Below are 20667 nucleotides of genomic sequence, written 5' to 3'. Positions count from 1 at the left end.
AAGATATGGATGAAATAGCAGAAACCCGGCAGGAAATGCTCCGCACACCCAGCATCGACACCGATGAAGTGGCAAAATTTTCCGCGATGGCCGCTGAATGGTGGGATCCGAAGGGAAAGTTGCGATCACTGCACCGGTTCAACCCCGTCCGTCTCGGCTTCATCCGGGACACCGCCGTGGCCCATTTCGGCCTCGACGAGCGCGCCCGGAAGCCACTCGAAGGGCTGCGGCTGCTCGACATTGGCTGCGGCGGCGGACTGGTCAGCGAGCCCATGGCTCGCCTCGGCGCGTCGGTCACCGGGGTCGATGCGGGTGAGGAAAACATCAAGACCGCGATGACGCATGCCCGCGAATCCGGCCTCACCATCGACTATCGCGCCGGTACCGCCGAAGGCCTGCTGGACGAGGCGATCGAGCCTTTCGACATCGTCCTCAACATGGAGGTGATGGAGCATGTGGCCGATCCCGACCAGTTCCTGAAGGACACCGCCACGCTGGTCCGGCCCGGCGGGCTGATGATCGCCGCCACGCTGAACCGCACGCCCAAGGCCTTCGCGCTGGCCATTGTGGGGGCGGAATATGTGCTTGGCTGGCTGCCGCGCGGCACGCATGAATATTCGAAATTCCTGACCCCCGAAGAGGTGTCGCATCCGCTCAAGGCGGCCGGTCTCGTGCCCGAGGCGCCGCAGGGGGTGAGCTACAATCCGATCGCGGACAAGTGGCGGCTGTCCAGCGACGACAAGGTGAACTACATGATTGTGGCAAGACGCCCGAAGGATCAGCCCGCATCATGACCGTGACGCCCGAAACCGTTCTCGACTACTGGATTGGCGATACGGCCGCCTCGCCGGAGACGCTGGAAGAGAAAGGCAAGCTCTGGTTCCAGAAAAGCTTCGAGACCGATCAGGAGATCGCGAAGACCTTCGTCTCCACCCTGGCCGATCTCGCCGCCGGCCTGGCCCAGGACTGGGCAGCCCGCGGCCCCCGCGAGCGCCTCGCCGCCATTATCGTGCTGGACCAGTTCAGCCGGAATATCTTTCGCGACCACCGCTTTGCCTTCAAGCATGATCCGCTGGCCCTGGCACTTGCCAAGGAGGGGGTCGGACGCCGCGAAGATGAAGGGCTGTCAGAGAGCGAACGCGTCTTCCTTTATCTGCCCTATGAGCATTCCGAGGATCTCGCCGATCAGCGCCGCTCGGTCGAACTGTTCGACAAGCTGGTGGCCGATGCCCGCGAGGGGTTCAAGCCGTTTGCCGAGAATGTTCGCTCCTATGCCGTCGCGCATCTTGAGGTGATCGAAGAGTTCGGCCGCTTTCCTCACCGCAACAGTGTGCTGCGGCGTGCCTCCACGCGCGAGGAGCAGGCCTATCTAAGCCAGCCCGGCGCCGGCTTTTAGGCCACCCGGGCGCTGGACGGCCGTGTCGCGCCAGAGCCGTTCCATCTCCTGAATGACCGCCGGCCAGTGGCTGTAGAGAAGATACTGCCCGGCCCCTTCGACCGGGATGAGTTCGACCCCGGGCACCGTGCTGGCAAAGAGGTCGAACATGGACGGCTTGAAGACATTGTCCTCAAGCCCGTGAATGATGCGGAAGGGGCAGCTCACCTTTCGGGCCACATCGCGCCGGTCGGTCAGGGCGAGACGGATTTCCGCAACCAGCCCGTTGGCACCCTGGCGCACGGTATGGCGCAAGCCTTCCATGATGATTTCCTTGACCTCGGGACGCCGGGTGATGCGCTGCTCCAGAGGCGAGTCCCGGTGCAGCGTCCTGAGCAGGAAATCCTCACGCCCGCCATCGATGAAGGCGACCGTGGCCCGCGCGATAAAACCGATGGCAGAGGGCGCACGCAGCATGGTGGTCGCCACGATCTTGTGCTGCCAGGGGAAGTCCTGCTCCATCCCGTCTTCCCAGCTGGTCTCCCCTCCAATGGAAAGCAGCCCCCGCGTGCGGTTGGGCCAGCGCGCCGCAAAGGCCTGGGCGTGGATCATCCCGTTGGCATGACCAAGAACGATCACGCGGCGGATGGCGAGCCGGTCGAGCAACTCGATGCAGGCATCGGTGGCCAGGTCGATGCGCTCATCCGGTGAGGCCGCCTGGGCGGCATCCGACAATCCGAAACCGGGCCGGGAGGGCGCGATGACCCGCCAGCCCTGACGCGCCAGCGATTCCACGCTCGGCTCGGTCCAGTTCGGCCCGAGATAGAGGTGATGCAGGAACAGGACCGGCCGGCCTGAGGGATCGCCCTGCTCGACCCAGGCCAGACGCCGCCCGTCCGAGAGGGTCATGTGGTGCTGGGTGCGCCAGCGGTCGATGCTGCGCATGGCCGGGGCCTGCCGGGCAATGGCCTGGGCGGTATTCATGGTCGCCCCGAAACTGGCGAGTTCACGCACCGCATCCGTCACGCTGGAGACGTCGAGCTTGGTCAGGATGGCGCGGATCTGCGTGCGCACCGTTGCGAGCTTTGCAGAGCGCGCCCGGGCAATCTGCTCAGGCGCCTCGCCGCGAACCAGCCTGAAGGCCACATCGAGCTCGGCCGCGGAGAAGCCGTAGATCTCGATCAGCCGGTCGCCCATGGTCTGGTCGAGATGGATGTCGACCGCCGCCATCAGCGTGGCATCCTCATTGGCGGTCCCCGGCCCGGAATTGAGACTGATGCGCGTCAGCAGCAGCCGGGATACCGTGCCGTTCGGCCCAAAACTGCTTGGCAGGAAAAGAAAGGACTCCTGGGCATCGGGGGCGGCGTTCGGCTTCAGCCAGGCACGCAGGGTTTCCATCGCGGGACCATCGAGCTCGAGATCGGCCAGACGGGCGGGTTCATGGCCCCCGAGCAGGTCGAGGCAGGCCTTGTTGACGTTCAGGATTTCACCATCCGCCTTCATGACCAGCGCCGGGCCGGGCATCTGGCCGGCGATACGCCGCGCGGTTTCCTCGCGCTGTTCCGCCCGGCCCATCCGGTCGAGAATGGCCAGCGCGCGCTGGAAATGCGCACTGACGCTATCGGTGCGAAAGGCGTCGTCGCTGCTGTTTTCAGGCAGGCTGGCGATATAGGCATACCAGGCGCCCAACAGGGCTTCATAACGCTCTGGATCGAGCGTGGTCGCATAGGTCTCCTCGACGACCCTGTCGCCCATATTGCGCTTACCAGATGGCTCGGACACCTGCCTGCTCCCCCTGTCCCCCGACATGCCAGCTCTGTCCGCAATCGCGTGATTACGTGACAAAACTTCAGACACATCATCAATTTTGATGATGCGAGCTATTAACCGTGAATGCAATAGAGACTGTATAAACTGTAATGCAGTGCGAGGGACGCATGCAGAGGGACAGGCGGGACCAGCAAAAAAGCCGGTTCCGCCTGTTGCCGTTTCAGGCATGGATGACCAGATAGGCGTTCTTCTAACGTCCCAAGGCGGTTTTTTCATGCGCAGCGATGATGCGTCCCTTCCGGCGGCCGGCCTGGCCCGCCCTACCCTTCCATTGCCGCTATGGGAGTTCGTCGGCATGATTGCCGCGATGATGGCGCTGAACGCGCTGGCCATCGACACCATGCTGCCGGCCCTGCACGACATTGCGCGCTCCTACTCGCTGCAGCAGGAGAATGACCAACAGCTCGTCATCTTCGCCTATGTCGCCGGATTCGGGGCCCCGCAACTCGTCTTCGGGCCGGTCTCCGACAGTTTCGGGCGCAAGCGGGTCGTACTCGGCTGTATCGTTGCCTACACGATCGCTGCTTTCTTCTGCATGGGCGTGACGAGCTTTACCATGCTGCTGGCGACGCGCTTCTTCCAGGGCATTGCCGCCTCCGGCATCCGCGTGATCGCCGTCTCGGTGGTGCGCGACCTGATGGGCGGGCGCGCCATGGCGCGTATCATGTCGCTGGTCATGACGGTCTTCATGGTCGTGCCCATTCTCGCGCCGTCGGTCGGCCAGGGCGTGATGCTGCTGGCTTCCTGGCAATGGACGTTCGGCGTGCTCGGCCTCGCCGGGATCGGCATGTTCATCTGGATCTGGATGCGGCTACCCGAAACACTGTCGGCCGACAACCGCCAGCCGCTGAACTTCAAGGCCTCCTTCCGGGCTTACCGCACCGTCGTCACGACGCGGGAGACGCTGGGCTATATGTGTGCCAGCGGTGTCCTGTTCGGGGCGCTCTTTGCCTATGTCGCCTCGTCGGAACAGGTCTTCCGCGATGTCTTCGACAAGACCGACACTTTCGTGCTCTGGTTTGCCGGGATCGCGTGTGTGATGTCGGGCGCGAACTTCATGAACTCCCGCATTGTCGAGCGCCTCGGCCAACGGCGGGTCAGCCACACCGTGCTGCTCGTCTTCCTGGCGATTTCCAGCCTGAACACGGTCCTGATGATGACCGTCGGTGAGAAGCTGGCCATCTTCTACCCGCTCTTCGCGGTAACCTTTGCCTGCTTCGGCATGATCGGCGCGAACTTCTCCTCGCTGGCCATGGAGCCGCTCGGGCGGATCGCCGGGACGGGCTCGGCCGCCTATGGCTTCATGACGACAACGGTCGCGAGCTTCTTCGGCTGGATGGTCGCAAGCCGCTTCGACGGCAGTGTCGTGCCGATCCTCGAAGGTTATATCGGGCTCGGCCTGACCTGCCTTGTCATCGTGCTGGTCACCGAACGCGGCAAGCTGTTCGGCACGCGCGAGGATGCGCTCTAGCGCTTCTGGCTCAAGGTGCGGACGCGCGCCTCCAGAAGACGGACGACCTTGCCGGCGACATCCTTGCCCGTCGCCGTCTCGATGCCTTCCAGGCCCGGCGAGGAGTTGACCTCGAGCACAACCGGGCCGGCCTTCGACTGCAAGAGGTCGACCCCGGCAATGTTGAGGCCGAGCCGTTTGGCCGCTGTGACCGCGATCTTCTTTTCCGCCGGCGTCAGCTTGATGGCCTGAGCCTTTCCGCCGCGGTGCAAGTTGGAGCGGAACTCGCCGTCCGGCGCCTGACGCTTCATTGCCGCAACCACCTTGCCGCCGATGACCAGGCAGCGCACATCGGCGCCTGCGGCTTCCTTGACGAATTGCTGGACGAGGAAGTTGGCATCGAGGCCCCGGAAGGCATCGACAAGGCTCTCTGCGGCTTTCTTGGTCTCCGCCAGGACGACCCCGCGCCCCTGCGTCGACTCCAGCAGCTTCAGAACGACAGGGCCGTCGCCGGCGAGGCGGACAAGGTCTTTCGTGTCCTTGGGCGAATGGGCAAAGGCGGTGACCGGCATGGCGATGCCGGCCTGTGAGAGAAGCTGGTGGGCGAGCAGCTTGTCGCGCGAGGCCCCGATGGCGGCAGGCGGGTTGAGACACCATGCACCCATCGCCTCGAACTGGCGCAGCACCGCCATGCCATAATTGGTCATCGAGGCCCCGATGCGCGGGATCACCGCATCGTAGAAGGGCAGCGTCTTGCCATCATAATGGATTTCCGGCGCGCGCGCCTCGATCTTCATATAGCAGCGCGAGGTGTTGATCGGGTCGATGACATGGCCACGGTCGCGGGCCGCTTCCATCAGGCGCTTGGAGGAGTAGTTGTCCGGCTCCCGCGTCAGCAGCGCCAGGCGCAGGGGCCGCTCGGCCGGGGCCTTGGTCTTCAGCGTGTCGTAGAGGCTGTAGTCGAGCTTCGGCTGGATGAAGGAGCGACCGGGCAGCACCACGGCATTGTCACCGATCGCGCCCCGCCCGAGCAGCATCCGATAGGACATGGTCTCGCGATTGGTCAGCGTAACCTCGATCGTGCGCTGGACATTGCCGATCAGCATGCTGGTCGCGATGACATAGCGAAGTTCGGTCTGGCCGTTGGAGCTGGTGACGTCCCGGCGGTCCACGACAGGTGCCTTGCAGACAACTTCGAGATTGGGCCGGTCCGGGTCGGGCCGGATCAGAAAGCGCACCTGCGGGGCGCCGGGCTTGCCGAACGGTTCGATCAGTTCCGCATGCAGGGCGGAGGTCTTCGCGCCGGTATCGACTTTTGCCTTGACCGCCGGCAGACCGAGATCCGGCAGGGCGACCCATTCTTCCCAGCCCAGCTCAACCGTGTCTGCCATGGTCTATTCTCCACTCGCTCAGGGCCCTCTCATCGAAGAGGCGCCGTCCTGCAAGTGAAATTGTATGCGCAGGCCTTCACGTCGTGTTGAGGCGCCCCACCACGAAGACGGCCACGGCCGCGATCAGCATCGGAACGGCGCCCAGCAGGAAGAGAGATGGCAGCGGCAGAGCCGAGGCAAGCGCGGCGCCGACCATGATCGGCCCGATGATCGCCCCGACACGTCCGACGGCCAGTGCCCAGCCGAGCGCGGTCGCCCGGGCATTGGTATCATAGCTGTCGCCGACCATGGCATTGATGCCGAACTGGCTGCCCATGACGGTGGCCCCCGACAGGAACAGCGTGATCAGGACCAGGATGAGCGAGGCGGTCGATTGCCCGATCAGCGCGACGGACAGGGCCGCGGCGGCAAAGGTGGCCGTCATGGTCCGGAAGGCGCCATAGCGGTCAACGGCGGCGGCGATCAGAAGACCGCCCACGACACCGCCGATGCTGAAGAGGATGGTCGCCAGAATGGCGCGCTCAAGCGGGAAGCCGGCTGCCTCGAGCACAGACGGCATCCAGCCGAAGATGGCGTAAAGCGTCAGCAAATTGGCGAAGAAGACCAGCCATAGCAAAAGCGTCACCAGGGTACGCCCCTGCGTGAAGAGTGCGCCGATGCTGCCGCCCTCGGGCGCGACAGTCACGTACTGGCTTTGCGGAGTCGCCCCGGCCTCCGGCGCAATCTTGTTGACGATCCCCGCGAGCATGTCGGGCCGGCGTCCTTTCAAAGCGAGGAAGCGCGGGGATTCCGGCAGCATGAAGAACAGGAGCGGCACCATGGCCAGCGGGATCACGCCGCCCAGAACGAAAATCGACGGCCAGCCGAACATGTTGATCAGGCCCGCAGCGAAAAGCGCGCCGACGATCGTGCCGATCGGGAAGCCGACAAACATGCTGGTCATCAGAAAGGCGCGGCGCCGTGCGGGAGCGAATTCCGCCGTCAGGATATTGATGTTGGGCATCACGCCGCCAAGGCCGAGCCCGGTCAGGAAGCGGTAGATGAAGAGCTCCGCCTCGGTCTGCGCAACCGCCGTCAGGAGCGATGACACACCCATCATCAGCACCGACAGCATGATGACCGGGCGCCGGCCCAGCCGGTCGGCAATCGGGCTGCCGACAAAGGCGCCCGCCATCAGGCCAACCAGGGCCGAGGAAATCAGCTGGCCCATGACATCCGGCCCGAGGGAGAACTCATCGGCCAGGACGGGCGCGACATAGGCGATGCTCTGGGCATCGAAGCCGTCGACCATGGCGAGGACGAAACACAAGGCGACGACGCGCCACTGCATGGCGCCGATCGGCCTGGAGTCGATCAGACCGTCGATATCAATGGGTCCAGTGGACGTGGTGGACATGGCTTCCCCCTCCCTTCGGGTAACCCGTGATCATATGTCTTCCGTGCCGCTATCCAGAGTCTTTCGCCCCTGAGAGCGGCCTGGGCGGCGCTGAATTACCTAATAGCAAATCATTTGCATGAATACCCCGAAAGCCAGACAGCGCGTTAAGGACGCTCCGGATGGGTCCGCGGGCACGCTCTTCTCCTGAAAATCGTACCCATATTAATTGAACATTTGCTATTTCGTCCCATTGTTAACGTATGGATAAGAAATTCCGCATTGGCCTTGCGGCCGGGGCGGCCCTCCTTGCGGGACTTGGCATTACCCAGTGCCGGCCCGCCCAGGACGCGGCACTTGTCACCGATTCAACGACGATCGAGACCGTCAAGGAAGGCGGCAACCTCGTCGTGCTGACCCTCAAGGGCCCGACGACCTATCGTGAAGCAGACGATGGGCCGATGGGCTATGAGGTCGACATGATCAAGGCCTTTGCCAAAGATCTTGGCGTAACGCCCCGCTTTGTCGCCATGGAGGATATCGGCGCGCTGATCGCCGCCATCGAGAATGGCGAAGGGCATGTCGCCGCCGCCGGCCTGACCATCACGGACCTGCGCGCCGCGCGCGTCAGCTATGGCCCCGCCTACAAGAATGTCGAGGAAAGCCTCGTCTGCCATCAGGATGGCCCGGCCCCGGTCGACCTGGATGAACTCACCGGTGTGAATCTCACGGTGATGAAGGATTCCGCCTATGTCGAAACGCTGAAGCGCCTGAAGACCGACCACCCGCAGCTGAAATGGAAGGCGCGCGCAGCCGGCTCGGCCATGCCAATGCTCGTCTCGGTCGCCAAGGGCCGCATCGACTGCACGGTGGCCGACAGCCATATCGCCGAATATGCCCGCCGGCTCTATCCGGATCTGGTTATCCCGATGTCGCTGTCGACCGACAAGCCGCTTGGCTGGATCTACAATTCCAAGCTCGGCGGCATGGACGAAACGCTGGACAGCTGGTTCTCGCAGGCCCACGCCAGCGGCCTTCTGGAGACACTGGACGAACGCTGGTTCGGGCATCTCGACGAGTTCGACTATGTCGAGGTCCTGCGTTTCGTCGAACGCGTCGAGGACCGGCTGCCGGAGTATCGCACCTATTTTGAAACGGCTGCTGCCGACACGGCCTTCGACTGGCACCTGCTGGCCGCCCAAGCCTATCAGGAATCCCATTGGGACCCGCAGGCCGTCAGCCCGACCGGCGTGCGCGGTATCATGATGCTGACCCTGCCGACCGCGCGCGAGCTTGGCGTCGAGGACCGCAACGATCCGGCCCAGAGCGTCGATGGCGGGGCGCGCTATCTCCAGCGGCTTTATGACCGCCTGCCGGACGGCGTTGAGGGCGAGGACCGGACCTGGTTTGCGCTCGCCGCCTATAATATCGGCATGGGCCACATCTATGACGCGCGGCGCCTCGCCGAACGCCGCGGCCTCGACAAGAACAGCTGGACCGACCTGGAAACCATCCTGCCCCTGCTGTCGAAGAAGCAGTATTATTCCACCCTGCGCCATGGCTATGCACGCGGCTACGAGCCGGTGCGCTATGTCCGTAAGGTGCGCGACTATTACAACATGCTGCGCGCCAACGTGCCGGTCTGAGTTGAACTCAGCCTGCCCTGAACAAATCACTTCGGAAACACGAATAGTTCAATTTCTGCGATCACTCTGACTATGTGGTCGCAATCATATTCTTCATCTCCCTGATCTATATACCGTTGGCATTCATGCCGCTTTTTGCCTCGGATTGGGGTTCGTGGCGGGTCCTGTCCGCAATATCGCTCACCTTTCTCGTGGCCCTGTGGGCATTGGGACTTTTGCCAGAGGCGCGAGACCTGCAACCGGATGTCTCCGTGACACTCGCGTTGCCCACATTTGCGCTCGCCGGCATCCTTTTCGGGTGCGCCACCACAGGAAGACTGGCGACGCTTTTACTGGAACGCCGGTTCGGGTGGAAACGAAGCGTCATATTTCCAATCGAAATGTTACCCTTCCTCTACCCGGCAGTGCTGATGACGGCGATCATGTCGTGAGAGCGACGAAGCGATTGCCTCTTTGAGACCGGCCCTCCTCTCCCGGCAGGTCAGCGTCCGCTCCTGTCTGGCGATTGCCCTGACAATGCCAATCAGGAGTCATGGAAACTTCACACCGCTCAACCATAAGGGGCGCCTGTTTATCTAGTTGTGGGGGCAGCCATGCTCGCTCTTGTCCTGCTGATTTGCCTGGCGCTTGGCACCGCGCCTCTCTTTTCGAGAGGCTGGATATCCTACGGCCTGCTGACAGCCATCCCTGTCCTCATTCTCGGCGGCATGTGGGTTTTCGATCTCGGCCAGACCATCGGCGACCCGGACTCCAATGCCGGTGCGGCAATCACGATGGCAATCTACTTTACCGTCTGCCTCATGCTCGTTGGCGCGGCAGTAGGCCGCTTCGCCACCCTGGGCCTGAAGCAATGGCTCGGCTGGAGACGGTCGCGAACCTTTGTGCTTGAACTCCTGCCATTCTTCGCTCCGGCGGGATTTTACGGGTGGATCTGGCTGCAGCTGGAATTCGCCCGGCGCCCGCCAGCGCAAGCCTGCCTTGAGGCGCAGCTTCCAGTTTCCCTCGATGGCCACCAGACGCGCCTGCCATTGATGGCCCAGTTGAGCCTCGACCTCGAGGAGGGCTATGACGTGCCCTCCTATCACGATCGGCTCGACCTGACGGGTCCGACCGATCAGCGGCTCGCTTGCGAGCTCACGGAAAACGGGACCAGTCCCCTCCGGCTGACCGGCTTCGAAATCGTCTCAACGACCCGCCTGGGCCATGACTGCCCGGCCGAACTTGCCCGCTGGGAGGAGGAGTATTGCCGCACAGACAATGATGAGCGGGACACTTTCGTACCCCGCTCCCTCAGCTTTGAGACGGCCCATCAAGACATAAATGACTGGTTCAGCGGCAAGGTCACGAGCTTCGGACTTTACGCAGAAGCGCGAGAGAATGACGGGCTCAATGCCATTCATACCAGACGCGCAGCTAGGAAAGGAGTGGAGCCCCATAAGAGCAAGTTCATCTTCGCAGACGAAGCCACGACCCCCTCAGGCCATCCAGTCACTGTCGCATGCATTCCGTTCGCGGAAGATACCCCCGTGTATCGCTGCCAGGTGCGCTACGAAATCCGCGATGGCCTCTATATCAATTACGATTTCGGCGTCCCGCACGAAGAGATACCCACCGTGCTCTCAGCCTATGAGCACACCGCAAGACAGGTCTACCTTCACGCCTGGCCCTCGGACTAGCTCACCCGCTCCAGCCACGCCCCTTCGACCACGTCGACCACGTCGCTCATGATGTTGGTGATGCGGAAATCCTTCGGCGTGTAGACCTTTGCGATGCCCATCTGTTTCAGCGCGCGCTCATCCTCCATCGGGATGATGCCGCCGACGACGAGCGGCACGTTTTCCAGCCCGGCCTTGCGCATTTCGGCGAGCGTGTCGCGCACAAGGTCGAGATGGCTGCCCGACAGGATGGAAAGCCCGATGACATGGGCATCCGCCGCCTTGGCCTGGGCGACGATCTCTTCCGGGGTAAAGCGGATACCTTCATAGACGACATTCATGCCGCAGGCGCGCGCCCGGCTGGCAATCTGTTCGGCGCCATTGGAATGGCCGTCGAGGCCCGGCTTGCCGAGCACATAGGTGAGCTGGCGCCCGAGCGCCTCGGAGACGGTTTCGACGCGCTTGCGGGTGGCTTCGATGTCCTCGTCGCCACCGGCCTCGACCGTCAGCGCGACGCCGGTCGGCCCGCGATATTCGCCGAACACCTCACGCAGCGCCCCGCCCCACTCACCGGTGGTGACGCCGGCCTTTGCCGCGGCAATGGAGGGCTCCATGATATTCTCGCCGTTTTCGGCGGCAGTCTTGAGCGCAGCCAACGCCGCGTCGACAGCGGCCTGGTCGCGATCGGCCCGCCAGGCTTTCAGCGCGCGGACCTGCTCGGCCTCGAGCAGCGGATCGACCGTTTCGATCATCGCCTCGCCAGCGCTGAGCGGGCTGTCGGCGCTTTCCTCATAGCGGTTGACGCCAACGACCGTCATCGTGCCGGTCTCGATGTTGCGGATCCGGTCAACATGGGCGCCGACCAGCTGCTGCTTCATGAATTCGACCGAGGCGACGGCCCCGCCCTTGCCGTCGATCTCCTCGAGCGCTTCGAGCGCGCCGGCCTTCAACTCGTCGGTCTTGGCCTCGACGACATGGCTACCGTCGAACAGGTCCTCATATTCGAGAAGGTCGGTCTCATAGGCGAGGATCTGCTGCAGGCGCAGCGACCATTGCTGGTCCCACTCGCGCGGCAGGCCGAGCGCCTCGTTCCAGGCCGGCAGTTGCAAGGCCCGGCAGCGCGCGCGCTTCGACAGGGTGACGGCGAGCGCCTCGAGCAGGATGCGGTAGACATTGTTTTCCGGCTGCTGCTCGGTGAGACCGAGCGAGTTGACCTGCACGCCATAGCGGAAGCGCAGCGCCTTCTCGTCGGTGACGCCATAACGCTCCCGGCCGATCTCCTCCCAGAGGTCGACGAAAGCGCGCATCTTGCAAAGTTCCGTTACGAAACGGACCCCGGCATTCACGAAGAAGGAGATGCGGCCAAAGACGGTCGGAAAGTCCTCCTCCGGGACCTGCTTGCCTTCTTTCACCGCATCCAGGACCGCGCACGCCGTCGCCAGCGCATAAGCGAGCTCCTGTTGTGGGGTCGCACCCGCTTCCTGCAGGTGATAGGAGCACACATTAAGTGGGTTCCATTTCGGAACTTCTGTATAGCACCAGCTCACCATGTCCGCGATCAGCCGCATGCTGGGCGCCGGCGGGAAGACATAGGTCCCCCGCGAGAGGTATTCCTTGATGATGTCGTTCTGGGTCGTGCCGCGCAGTTTCTTGCGGTCGTCGCCGCGCTCATCGGCCAGCGCCACATAGAGCGCCAGCAGCCAGGCCGCCGGCGCGTTGATCGTCATGGAGGTGTTCATCTCCTCCAGCGGCAGACCGTCGAACAGCGTGCGCATGTCACCCAGATGGCTCACCGGCACGCCGACCTTGCCGACCTCGCCCTTGGCGAGCACATGGTCGCTGTCGAAGGCGGTCTGCGTCGGCAGGTCGAACGCGATGGAAAGCCCCGTCTGCCCGCGTGCGAGATTGCTGCGATAGAGCGCATTCGACTTTTCCGCCGTCGAATGGCCGGCATAGGTCCGGAATATCCACGGCCTGTCCGGGTCGTGCTGATAGGCCCGTTCTGTCATCGCTACCCTCCGTTTTTTATTGCGGCGCAACATGGACCGAACATGGCAGGAGGGCAAGACGGGTCTGGCTGCGCCAGCCTGGCGCGCAGCGCTCAGGGCTTGCTGCCCAGGCTGCCCGGAAACGCGTTGAGCCATGGCGCCCGCGCATCGATATCCGCTCCAATCGCCCGGTAATAGAGCCCCTGCACATGCCGGGTGACCGGGCCGGGCTTGCCGTCTGCCACAGGCCTGCCGTCGAGGGTGACAACCGGCAGGACCATGGACGTCGTCGCCGTGGTGAAGACTTCGCGCGCCGTGCGCAGCTCCTGAACCGCAATGGCGCGCTCTTCCACCGCCAGGCCGCTGCCGGCGAGCCGGTCGAGGATGGACTGGCGGGTAACCCCCGGCAGGATCTGGTGGCCGAGATTGCGGGTGATGAGCGTACCGTCTTCAGTCACCACCCAGAGATTGGCGGACGCGGCTTCGGTGACCATGCCATCCTCATGCAGGATCGCCGAGCTCGCCCCGGCTTTGGCGGCGTCGCGATAGGCCAGCGCCTGCGCCAGAAGCTGGGTCGTCTTGTAGTCGCGCCGCTTCCAGCGCTGATCCTCGACCAGGATGGCGGCCACACCGTCGCGGGCCTTCTCGCCAATCAGGCGGCGGGCTTCGCAGAAAAGGAACAGGCCGGGCTTCAGCGTCTCGGGACCGCCAAAGTCGCGGTTGCCATAGGCGCCACCGGTCACCTGCAGATAGACAAATCCTTCCGAGACATTGTTGCGGCGCAGCAGGTCGAGATGGAGTGCTTCGAGGCGCTCGCGGTCCCAGTCGGTCTCGATGTCGATTCCGAGCAGGGTGCGTTGCAGGCGCGCCACATGTCCGGTGAAATCGATCAACCGCCCGTCAAATACCGATGTCACTTCATAAGCGGCGTGAGCGAAGAGGAATCCCCGGTCGAACGGCGAAATGGCCGCGCTGGCGGCATGACAGAACGACCCGTTCAGATAGACCCAGTCTGCTGGTCCCATACATCTATCCCCCTACACTCATGTTGCGGCGCAACAATTTTCTGCTTGCCTTGGTGTGAATGTTTTGGTCAGTCTCCAGCCAATAAGAGGAATGTGGAGTGAGAGAAACAATCTTGCACACATCACACAAATCGGAGGCCCGAGAGCATGACCACCGCCACAAAAGCGCGTGAAAAGAAAGATATTTATGAACTTGGCGAAATTCCGCCAGAGTTTCACGTTCCCAAAATGATGCATGCATGGGCGATCCGGCGGGACCGCCACGGACGCCCTTCCACCGCCATGCAGATCGAGCAGGTCCCGGTTCCGGAGATCGATTCCGACGAAGTGCTCGTGCTCGTCATGGCCGCCGGCGTCAATTACAATGGCATCTGGGCGGCACTCGGTGAGCCGGTCTCGGTCTTCGACGTACACAAGCAGGATTTCCATATCGCAGGCTCGGATGCCTCCGGCATTGTCTGGGCCGTGGGCCGCAAGGTCACCCGTGTGAAGCCGGGCGACGAGGTCGTCATCCACTGCAACCAGGACGATGGTGACGATGAAGAATGCAATGGCGGCGACCCGATGTTCTCGCCGTCCCAGCGCATCTGGGGCTATGAGACGCCGGACGGCTCGTTCGCGCAGTTCTGCCGCGTGCAGGCGCGCCAGTGCATGCCGCGCCCGAAACACCTCACCTGGGAAGAAAGCGCCTGCTATACGCTGACGCTCGCGACCGCCTACCGCATGCTGTTCGGCCACCGGCCGCACATCGTGAAGCCGGGCAATAATGTGCTGGTCTGGGGCGCGTCTGGCGGCCTTGGCAGCTTCGGGGTGCAGCTCTGCGCCGTCACGGGTGCGCACGCGCTCGGCGTGGTGTCGGACCCGGACAAGTTCGACTTTGTCTATTCCATGGGCGCCAAGGGCGTGCTCAACCGCAAGGACTTCAATTGCTGGGGCCAGCTGCCCAAGGTCAACGGCCCGGAATTCGGCGACTATATGCGCGAGAGCCGCAAATTCGGCAAAGCCATCTGGGAGCATACCAACAAGAAGGATGTCGACATCGTCTTCGAGCACCCGGGCGAGAGCACCTTCCCGGTCTCGGTTTTCGTGGTGAAACGCGGCGGCATGGTGGTCATCTGCGCCGGCACGACCGGCTTCAACCTGACCATGGATGCCCGTTTCCTCTGGATGCGCCAGAAGCGCGTACAGGGCTCTCACTTCGCCAACCTCATGCAGGCCTCGGCCGCCAACCAGCTCGTCATCGACCGGCGGATCGACCCGTGCATGTCGGAAGTCTTCCCATGGGCAGACATTCCCGCCGCACACGAAAAGATGCTTGATAACAAGCACTTGCCAGGCAACATGGCCGTGCTCGTCACGTCACCGAAGCCGGGCCTGCGCACCGTAGAAGACGTGCTCGCCGTGAGCGGGCAGGCCTGATACTGAAATTTCACTAGCTGTTTCATGCCAGTGTGCCTAGGATACTACCTGCCGGGGTGTTTCCCGGCAGGATGCACACGCCATGAAACCGGCCCTCTCCCTATTCCTGATCGCGGCAATCGCCTTGCCTGCCTGGGCCCATCCCTTAGGCACGCTGCACTATAGTTGCGACCTGGACGGGGTCGCCGGTGAACTGACCGGCGAGTATGAGATCATCGACGCAACCGGTGCCCCTCACACGCCTGATGCCGGCCTGTCCGAGCTTGTCGGCGTCGGCGCCTCGCGTGTCTTCTACAATGGGCAACTCTCCACGCCCTCGGGCAAATATGTGTTTACCGGCGAAAACCAGTTCGCCGAGTTCACCGATCTCGCCACGCATGAACGCTTCATCGTGAGGATGATCGCCGAAGGCCCGCAATTGCAGCTGACGGCCAATCCGAACGGCGCCGTCCAGACCCATTATCTCTGCCAGTCCAGCCAGTGAGAAACTGACGCGGGCGTCACCTCTTGTCCTTGAGCGGTTCGCAGACCAGACTGCGCCGGAATAAGATCACAAGAGGGGAAGCTGGTTTGAAGAATATCCTGCTCGGCATCGGGGGACTTGTCGTCCTCCTGATCATTGTCCTGGTCACGCGCACATTCCTGTATGGCGGCGCGCCGGAAGGCGTTCAGTCGGTGGACCTTCCCGACCCGCCCGCCGTCTCGGCCGAGACCGCCGCCCAGCACCTCTCCGAAGCCATCCAGTTCCGCACGATCACGGTCGCCCCGGGCGATCCGCGCCCCGGCCAGGAGGGCCCATGGCTCGACCTTCAGGCCTGGCTGGAAGAGACCTATCCGGCCTTCCATGCCGCCGCCGGCAAGGAGACCGTGCCGGGCGGCCTGACGCTGCTCTATACGTGGCAGGGCTCGGACCCGTCGCTGAAGCCGCTGCTGCTGATGGCCCACCAGGATGTTGTGCCCGTGAATATCGGCACCGAAGGCGACTGGGACGCCCCGCCCTTCTCCGGCGAGATCAAGAACGGCTATGTCTATGGCCGTGGCGCGATCGACGACAAGGGCTCGCTCATTGGCATCATGGAAGCGCTCGACGCGCTCGCCCGTGACGGCTTCGAGCCGCGCCGGACCATTCTTGTCCAACTTGGCCATAATGAAGAAATCTCCGGCTCGGGTGCGCAAGCGGGCATCCAGCTGCTGCAGGACCGCGGCGTCGAGCCGGTCATGGCGCTCGATGAGGGCTTCATGGTGCTGGAGACCAATCCGCTGACCGGCGGCACGCTCGGCTTTATCGGGATTGCCGAAAAAGGCTATCTGACGCTGAAGATCACGGCAAAGGGCGAAGGCGGCCACTCCTCGCAACCGCCGCACAACAGCGCCACGGTGCGCCTGTCGCGCGCCCTTGTCGCGCTGGACGAAAACCAGCTGGAGGCCGACTTCTCCAAGCCGCCCATCTCCGACATGATGCGGGTGGTCTCGATGGAAATGGGCTTCGTGCCCCGCATGGCGATGGCCAATCAGTGGCTGTTCGGCGGCATGCTGGACAGCCAGTTCTCGGCCACCCCGGCCGGCAATGCGATGATCCGCACGACCACCGCGCCCACCATGCTGTCGGGTTCGGCCAAGGAAAACGTGCTTGCCCAGCGCGCCATGGCCATCGTCAACTTCCGCATCCATCCCAACAACACGCCTGAACAGGTGATGCAGCATGTGCGCGACCTCACAGACGACATTGGCGGCATCGAGGTAAGCGAGGCTGAGGGCAGCATCGGCAGCGAAGCCTCGCCCGTCAGCGCCATCGACAACCGCGCCTATGGCGTGCTCAACGCTGTCGCCGGCGAGGTTGGCCGCGGCGCGCCGGTCACGCCGGCCTTGGTGCTGGGCGCGACGGATTCACGCTATGCCGCCGCGATCACAGACGATGTCTACCGCTTCATGCCGGCCATCATGACCGAGGAGGACATTACCGGCTTCCACGGCACCAATGAGCGCATCACGGTCGAGAATATGGGCCGGCTCGCGCGCGGCTATGGGCAGATCGTGCTGGCGATGGATGCAGGCGAGGAATAGCGCAGGCCCACCCTAACCCTCTCCAGAGGGGAGGGAATGCGTTGTGCCTGGCTTTCAGGATTGTACGAAGACTGTGCCACATGTTCTCCCTCCCCGCTTGCGGGGAGGGTCGGGGTGGGGCTGGGTCAGGCTTGGCTTTCCGGCGCCGAGGCTTCGCGCGCTTCATATTCGTCGACTTCGGCTTCGAGTTCCTTGTTGCGCTCTTCCAGCTTGGCATTCTCGCGCTCGCGCAGCTCGTCCGAGAAAGCGCTGGCGAAGACACCTGCCGGAAGGGCGACCACGCCGATGCCGGCAATGGCGATCACCGAGGCGAAGAACCGCCCGAGCGGGGTGACCGGATAGACGTCGCCATAACCGACCGTCGTCAGCGTCGCGATGGCCCACCAGATAGCCCGCGGGATCGACGCGAAGCTCTCCTGATGCTGGCCACCGACGCCCTCGATGAAATAGAGCGCCACCGCCGAGACATAGACAAGCGCCAGCGCCATAGCGAGCGTGGTGAAAAGCTGCTGGCCGGACCGGCGCACCGTCGCGCCCAGCACGTCGAAGGCCGGGATGAAGCGTGCAATTTTGGCAAGACGCGCCAGCCGCAAGACCCGCAGCACCATCACCACCTGCTGGCCGGAATCCTCGGGCTTGAACAGGATCCAGAGCAACTCCGGCAGGAAGGCCACAAGGTCGGCCATGGCATAACCGGAAAAGACGTATCGTACCCGCCCCATCAAGCCGCGATAATGCGGGTCCTCCCCGGCTACCCAGAGGCGCAGGACATATTCGACGCCGAAAATGGCGATGATGGCGATGTTGAAGACCTTGATCGCCTGCATCCAGGCGTCACTCATGGTCGGCTCGGTCTCAAGCGCCAGCGCCAGGAAGCTCAGCAGGACAAGGATGACGATGAAGAGGTTGAGCGGCGAGAGACCCCGCCGGTCGCGCGCGGTCGGCTCCATCTGGCGATAGAGCCGGTGGCGCAAGCCCATTTGCGTCATGATCTGCTGAACGGCCATGAAGTCCCCTCTTCCGTCAGAGACTTCAGGCTTATCCGCAGATGATCAGCCCCGCAACACGCCGCCCGTGCCCTTGGAGACCGAAGCGACAATCTTGTCGGCGATCGCGTCGATATCCTTGTCCTTCAGCGTCTCGCCGGCCGGCTGGATCGTCACCTCGATGGCGACCGATTTCTGCCCCGGCTCGATGCCGGTCCCCTGATAGACGTCGAAGACCTGCACACCCGTAATGAGCTTCTTCTCTGCCGACTTCGCATGGCGCACGATGTCGGCAGCCGGAACCCCCTCATCGACAACGAAAGCGAAGTCGCGCCGGATAGGCGTAAGGTCCGAGCGCTCGAACACGGGCTTGGTCTTGGTCGCCCGCGCCTTCATCATCGGCAGAGCGTTGAGATTGAGTTCGAAGCCATAGACCGGCCCGTCGACATCAAGCGCCTTCAGTGCGCGCGGGTGCAGCGCGCCGAAATGCGCAACAGTGACCTTGGGCCCAAGCTTCAGGCAGGCCGCCTGACCGGGATGCCAGTGCGGCTGGCGCGGAGCCTCGACCTGGAAGCGCTCCGGCGGCTGGTCGAGTTCAGCCAGCAGCGCGAAGAGATCGGCCTTGGCGGCGATGGCGTCATAGGGCGCGATCTTGCCACTCCAGTGGCGTTCGGCCACGGGGCGGACAATGGCGGCAACCACATTGCGCTGATCCTTCGGCCCGTCGCCGATATAGACCGGGCCGGCCTCGAACAGACGCATCTCGCGCTCGCCACGGTCAAAGCCGCGCTGGGACGCCACGGCGAGGTTGGGCAGGATGCTCGGGCGCATCTGGTTGAGTTCGCTGGCAACCGGGTTCGCAATGGTCAGCGCCTCGCCGCCCCCGCCGAACAGCTCGGCCTGCGCCTTCGGCATGAAGGACCAGGTGACCGCTTCCAGGAAGCCGCGTGCAGCCATCACACGGCGGGCCGTGCGCATCCGCGCCTGCGCCGGGGTGACGACCACCTTGCGGCCTTCCGGCGGCAGCGGAAGCGAAGTCGTCGGCAGGTTGTCGTAGCCAACCAGCCGGGCGACCTCCTCGACAAGGTCGGCCGACTGCTCGATGTCGAAGCGCCAGGTCGGCACGGTCAGATACCAGGCCTCGCCGGCATCCTCGATCCCGAAGCCAAGCTCCTTGAGCATCTTCTTGATCTCGCCCGGCTTGATGTCGAGGCCCGTCAGGCGCGGGATGTCGTGACGGTCGAAGGAGACACGCTTGCCCTCGACGGGGGCCGTGCCGGCCACATTGGCCGAGGAGAGTTCGCCGCCGCCATACTCCTTGATGAGCGCCAGCGCGAAATTGAGCCCATCCACGCAACCGGCCGGGTCGACGCCGCGCTCGAACCGGTAGCGCGCATCCGAGACAATGCCGGTGGTGCGGCCGGTGCGGGCCGTACGCATCGGATCGAACCACGCGCTCTCGATGAAGACGTCCGTGGTCTCGTCGGTCACGGCCGTGGATTCGCCGCCCATGACACCGCCGAGGCCGATCACGCCGCTATCATCGGCGATCACGCACATATCCTCATTGACCTCATAGGTCTTGCCGTCCAGCGCATCGAAGCTTTCGCCCGGCTTGCCGAGGCGGGCCGTCACAGCCCCTTTCAGCTTCTTCGCATCATAGACGTGAAGCGGGCGGGCCCGGTCGAAGGAGATATAGTTCGTGATGTCGACGAGCAGGGATTTCGGCGTGATGCCGACCGCTTTCAGCCGCTGCTTCAGCCAGTCCGGAGACGGACCGTTCTTCACCCCGCGCACAAGCGCGCCGGCAAAGACCGGGCAGGCTTCCGGGGCCTCCAGCTTGATCTGGACCGGACACGGATAGCTGCCTTCGACCTTACGGATCGGATTCTCGAGAAAGCGCCCGGTGCCAGCAGCCGCCAGGTCTCGGGCGATGCCCTGGACGCCCAGCCAATCCGGGCGGTTGGGCGTGACCTCGAAATCGATGACCGGATCGGTCAGCCCAAGCGCTTCGGCGGCCGGCGTGCCGACCTTCCAGTCGCCGTCCAGATCGGCGATGCCGTCATGATCCTCGCCGGCCTCGATCTCCTTGGTCGAGCACAGCATGCCCTGGCTCTCGATACCGCGGATCTTGCGCGGCTTCTTGTCGAGCGCAAAGTCGAGCCCCGGAATATAGGTCCCAAGCGGAGCATAGATCGCCGTCATCCCGGCGCGCGCATTCGGGGCGCCGCAAACGATCTGCTTCTCGCCATCCTTGGTATCGACGGTGCAGACGCGCAGACGGTCCGCGTCAGGATGCGGCTCGGCGGTTTTCACATGGGCGACCGTGAACTCGGCCAGTTTCGCACCCGGATCCTCGACCTCTTCCACCTCGAGGCCAGCCTTCAGCATCGTCGCAAGGATGTCCTCCAGCGAAGCCTTGGTGGCGAGATAGTCCTGCAGCCATGAGAGCGTGAATTTCAT

16 protein-coding genes are annotated in these 20667 nt (G+C 63.6%); 9 read left to right on the top strand and 7 right to left on the bottom strand.

Annotated features, from left to right (window positions below; genetic code table 11):
- The first annotated feature begins 35 nt into the window (after positions 1-35).
- Together ubiG and B8784_RS08760 are read left to right on the top strand one after the other, a co-directional pair.
- A complete protein-coding gene (gene ubiG, locus B8784_RS08765; RefSeq protein WP_084397745.1) occupies positions 36-794 on the top strand; it encodes a bifunctional 2-polyprenyl-6-hydroxyphenol methylase/3-demethylubiquinol 3-O-methyltransferase UbiG in 759 nt (252 codons plus the stop codon).
- Complete coding sequence (locus B8784_RS08760) at positions 791-1396, top strand: DUF924 family protein (protein ID WP_084397495.1); 606 nt, start codon at positions 791-793, stop codon at positions 1394-1396. The genes ubiG and B8784_RS08760 overlap by 4 nt, the downstream gene beginning before the upstream one ends.
- Here the strand turns inward: B8784_RS08760 and B8784_RS08755 are convergent.
- Complete coding sequence (locus tag B8784_RS08755) at positions 1370-3157, bottom strand: alpha/beta hydrolase (RefSeq protein ID WP_158085638.1); 1788 nt, start codon at positions 3155-3157, stop codon at positions 1370-1372. The two genes, B8784_RS08760 and B8784_RS08755, sit on opposite strands and share 27 nt — an antisense overlap.
- Positions 3158-3419: 262 nt before the next feature.
- On the opposite strand from B8784_RS08755, the gene B8784_RS08750 reads away from it, so the two are divergent.
- On the top strand, positions 3420-4676 hold the full coding sequence (locus tag B8784_RS08750) for a multidrug effflux MFS transporter (protein WP_084397743.1): 1257 nt from the start codon (positions 3420-3422) through the stop codon (positions 4674-4676).
- Here the strand turns inward: B8784_RS08750 and rimK are convergent.
- Positions 4673-6046, bottom strand: coding sequence for a 30S ribosomal protein S6--L-glutamate ligase (gene rimK / locus B8784_RS08745; RefSeq protein ID WP_084397493.1), 1374 nt, complete (start codon positions 6044-6046; stop codon positions 4673-4675). The genes B8784_RS08750 and rimK overlap by 4 nt on opposite strands.
- 76 nt (positions 6047-6122) lie before the next feature.
- A complete protein-coding gene (locus tag B8784_RS08740) occupies positions 6123-7442 on the bottom strand; it encodes an MFS transporter (protein ID WP_084397491.1) in 1320 nt (439 codons plus the stop codon).
- 242 nt (positions 7443-7684) lie between these two features.
- Here B8784_RS08740 and mltF point away from each other — a divergent pair, with 242 nt between their 5' ends.
- The 3 genes from mltF to B8784_RS08725 all read left to right on the top strand — a co-directional run bounded on the left by mltF (position 7685) and on the right by B8784_RS08725 (position 10743).
- A complete protein-coding gene (gene mltF / locus B8784_RS08735; RefSeq protein WP_084397488.1) occupies positions 7685-9067 on the top strand; it encodes a membrane-bound lytic murein transglycosylase MltF in 1383 nt (460 codons plus the stop codon).
- Positions 9068-9192: 125 nt separating this feature from the next.
- A complete protein-coding gene (locus tag B8784_RS08730; protein WP_143435380.1) occupies positions 9193-9498 on the top strand; it encodes a hypothetical protein in 306 nt (101 codons plus the stop codon).
- A gap of 162 nt (positions 9499-9660) precedes the next feature.
- Positions 9661-10743, top strand: a complete 1083-nt coding sequence (locus B8784_RS08725) for a hypothetical protein (RefSeq protein ID WP_084397484.1) — start codon at positions 9661-9663, stop codon at positions 10741-10743.
- Here B8784_RS08725 and B8784_RS08720 read toward each other — a convergent pair.
- Both B8784_RS08720 and B8784_RS08715 read right to left on the bottom strand, forming a co-directional pair.
- On the bottom strand, positions 10740-12731 hold the full coding sequence (locus B8784_RS08720) for a protein meaA (RefSeq protein ID WP_084397482.1): 1992 nt from the start codon (positions 12729-12731) through the stop codon (positions 10740-10742). The two genes, B8784_RS08725 and B8784_RS08720, sit on opposite strands and share 4 nt — an antisense overlap.
- A 92-nt stretch (positions 12732-12823) precedes the next feature.
- Positions 12824-13735 carry an aminotransferase class IV gene (locus B8784_RS08715; RefSeq protein ID WP_084397480.1) on the bottom strand — a complete coding sequence of 304 codons (912 nt, stop codon included), beginning with the start codon at positions 13733-13735 and terminating at the stop codon, positions 12824-12826.
- 147 nt (positions 13736-13882) lie between these two features.
- On the opposite strand from B8784_RS08715, the gene ccrA reads away from it, so the two are divergent.
- The 3 genes from ccrA (at position 13883) to B8784_RS08700 (ending at position 17218) form a co-directional block, all read left to right on the top strand.
- Positions 13883-15154, top strand: a complete 1272-nt coding sequence (gene ccrA, locus B8784_RS08710; RefSeq protein WP_084397478.1) for a crotonyl-CoA carboxylase/reductase — start codon at positions 13883-13885, stop codon at positions 15152-15154.
- Positions 15155-15236: 82 nt separating this feature from the next.
- A complete protein-coding gene (locus B8784_RS08705; protein WP_084397476.1) occupies positions 15237-15638 on the top strand; it encodes a hypothetical protein in 402 nt (133 codons plus the stop codon).
- Between the two features lie 86 nt (positions 15639-15724).
- Positions 15725-17218 carry a M20 family peptidase gene (locus tag B8784_RS08700; RefSeq protein ID WP_084397474.1) on the top strand — a complete coding sequence of 498 codons (1494 nt, stop codon included), beginning with the start codon at positions 15725-15727 and terminating at the stop codon, positions 17216-17218.
- 125 nt (positions 17219-17343) lie between these two features.
- Here B8784_RS08700 and B8784_RS08695 read toward each other — a convergent pair whose 3' ends face one another.
- Positions 17344-18225, bottom strand: coding sequence for an ion transporter (locus B8784_RS08695; RefSeq protein WP_324611913.1), 882 nt, complete (start codon positions 18223-18225; stop codon positions 17344-17346).
- Between the two features lie 45 nt (positions 18226-18270).
- Positions 18271-20667 (bottom strand): phenylalanine--tRNA ligase subunit beta, encoded by a 2397-nt coding sequence (pheT, locus tag B8784_RS08690; protein WP_084397472.1) that lies wholly within the window; start codon positions 20665-20667, stop codon positions 18271-18273.

Source organism: Henriciella aquimarina (assembly GCF_002088975.1).
GTDB lineage: Bacteria > Pseudomonadota > Alphaproteobacteria > Caulobacterales > Hyphomonadaceae > Henriciella > Henriciella aquimarina.
The sequence above is the reverse complement of the archived record's forward strand: the minus strand, read 5'-3'. Positions and strand labels throughout refer to the sequence as shown.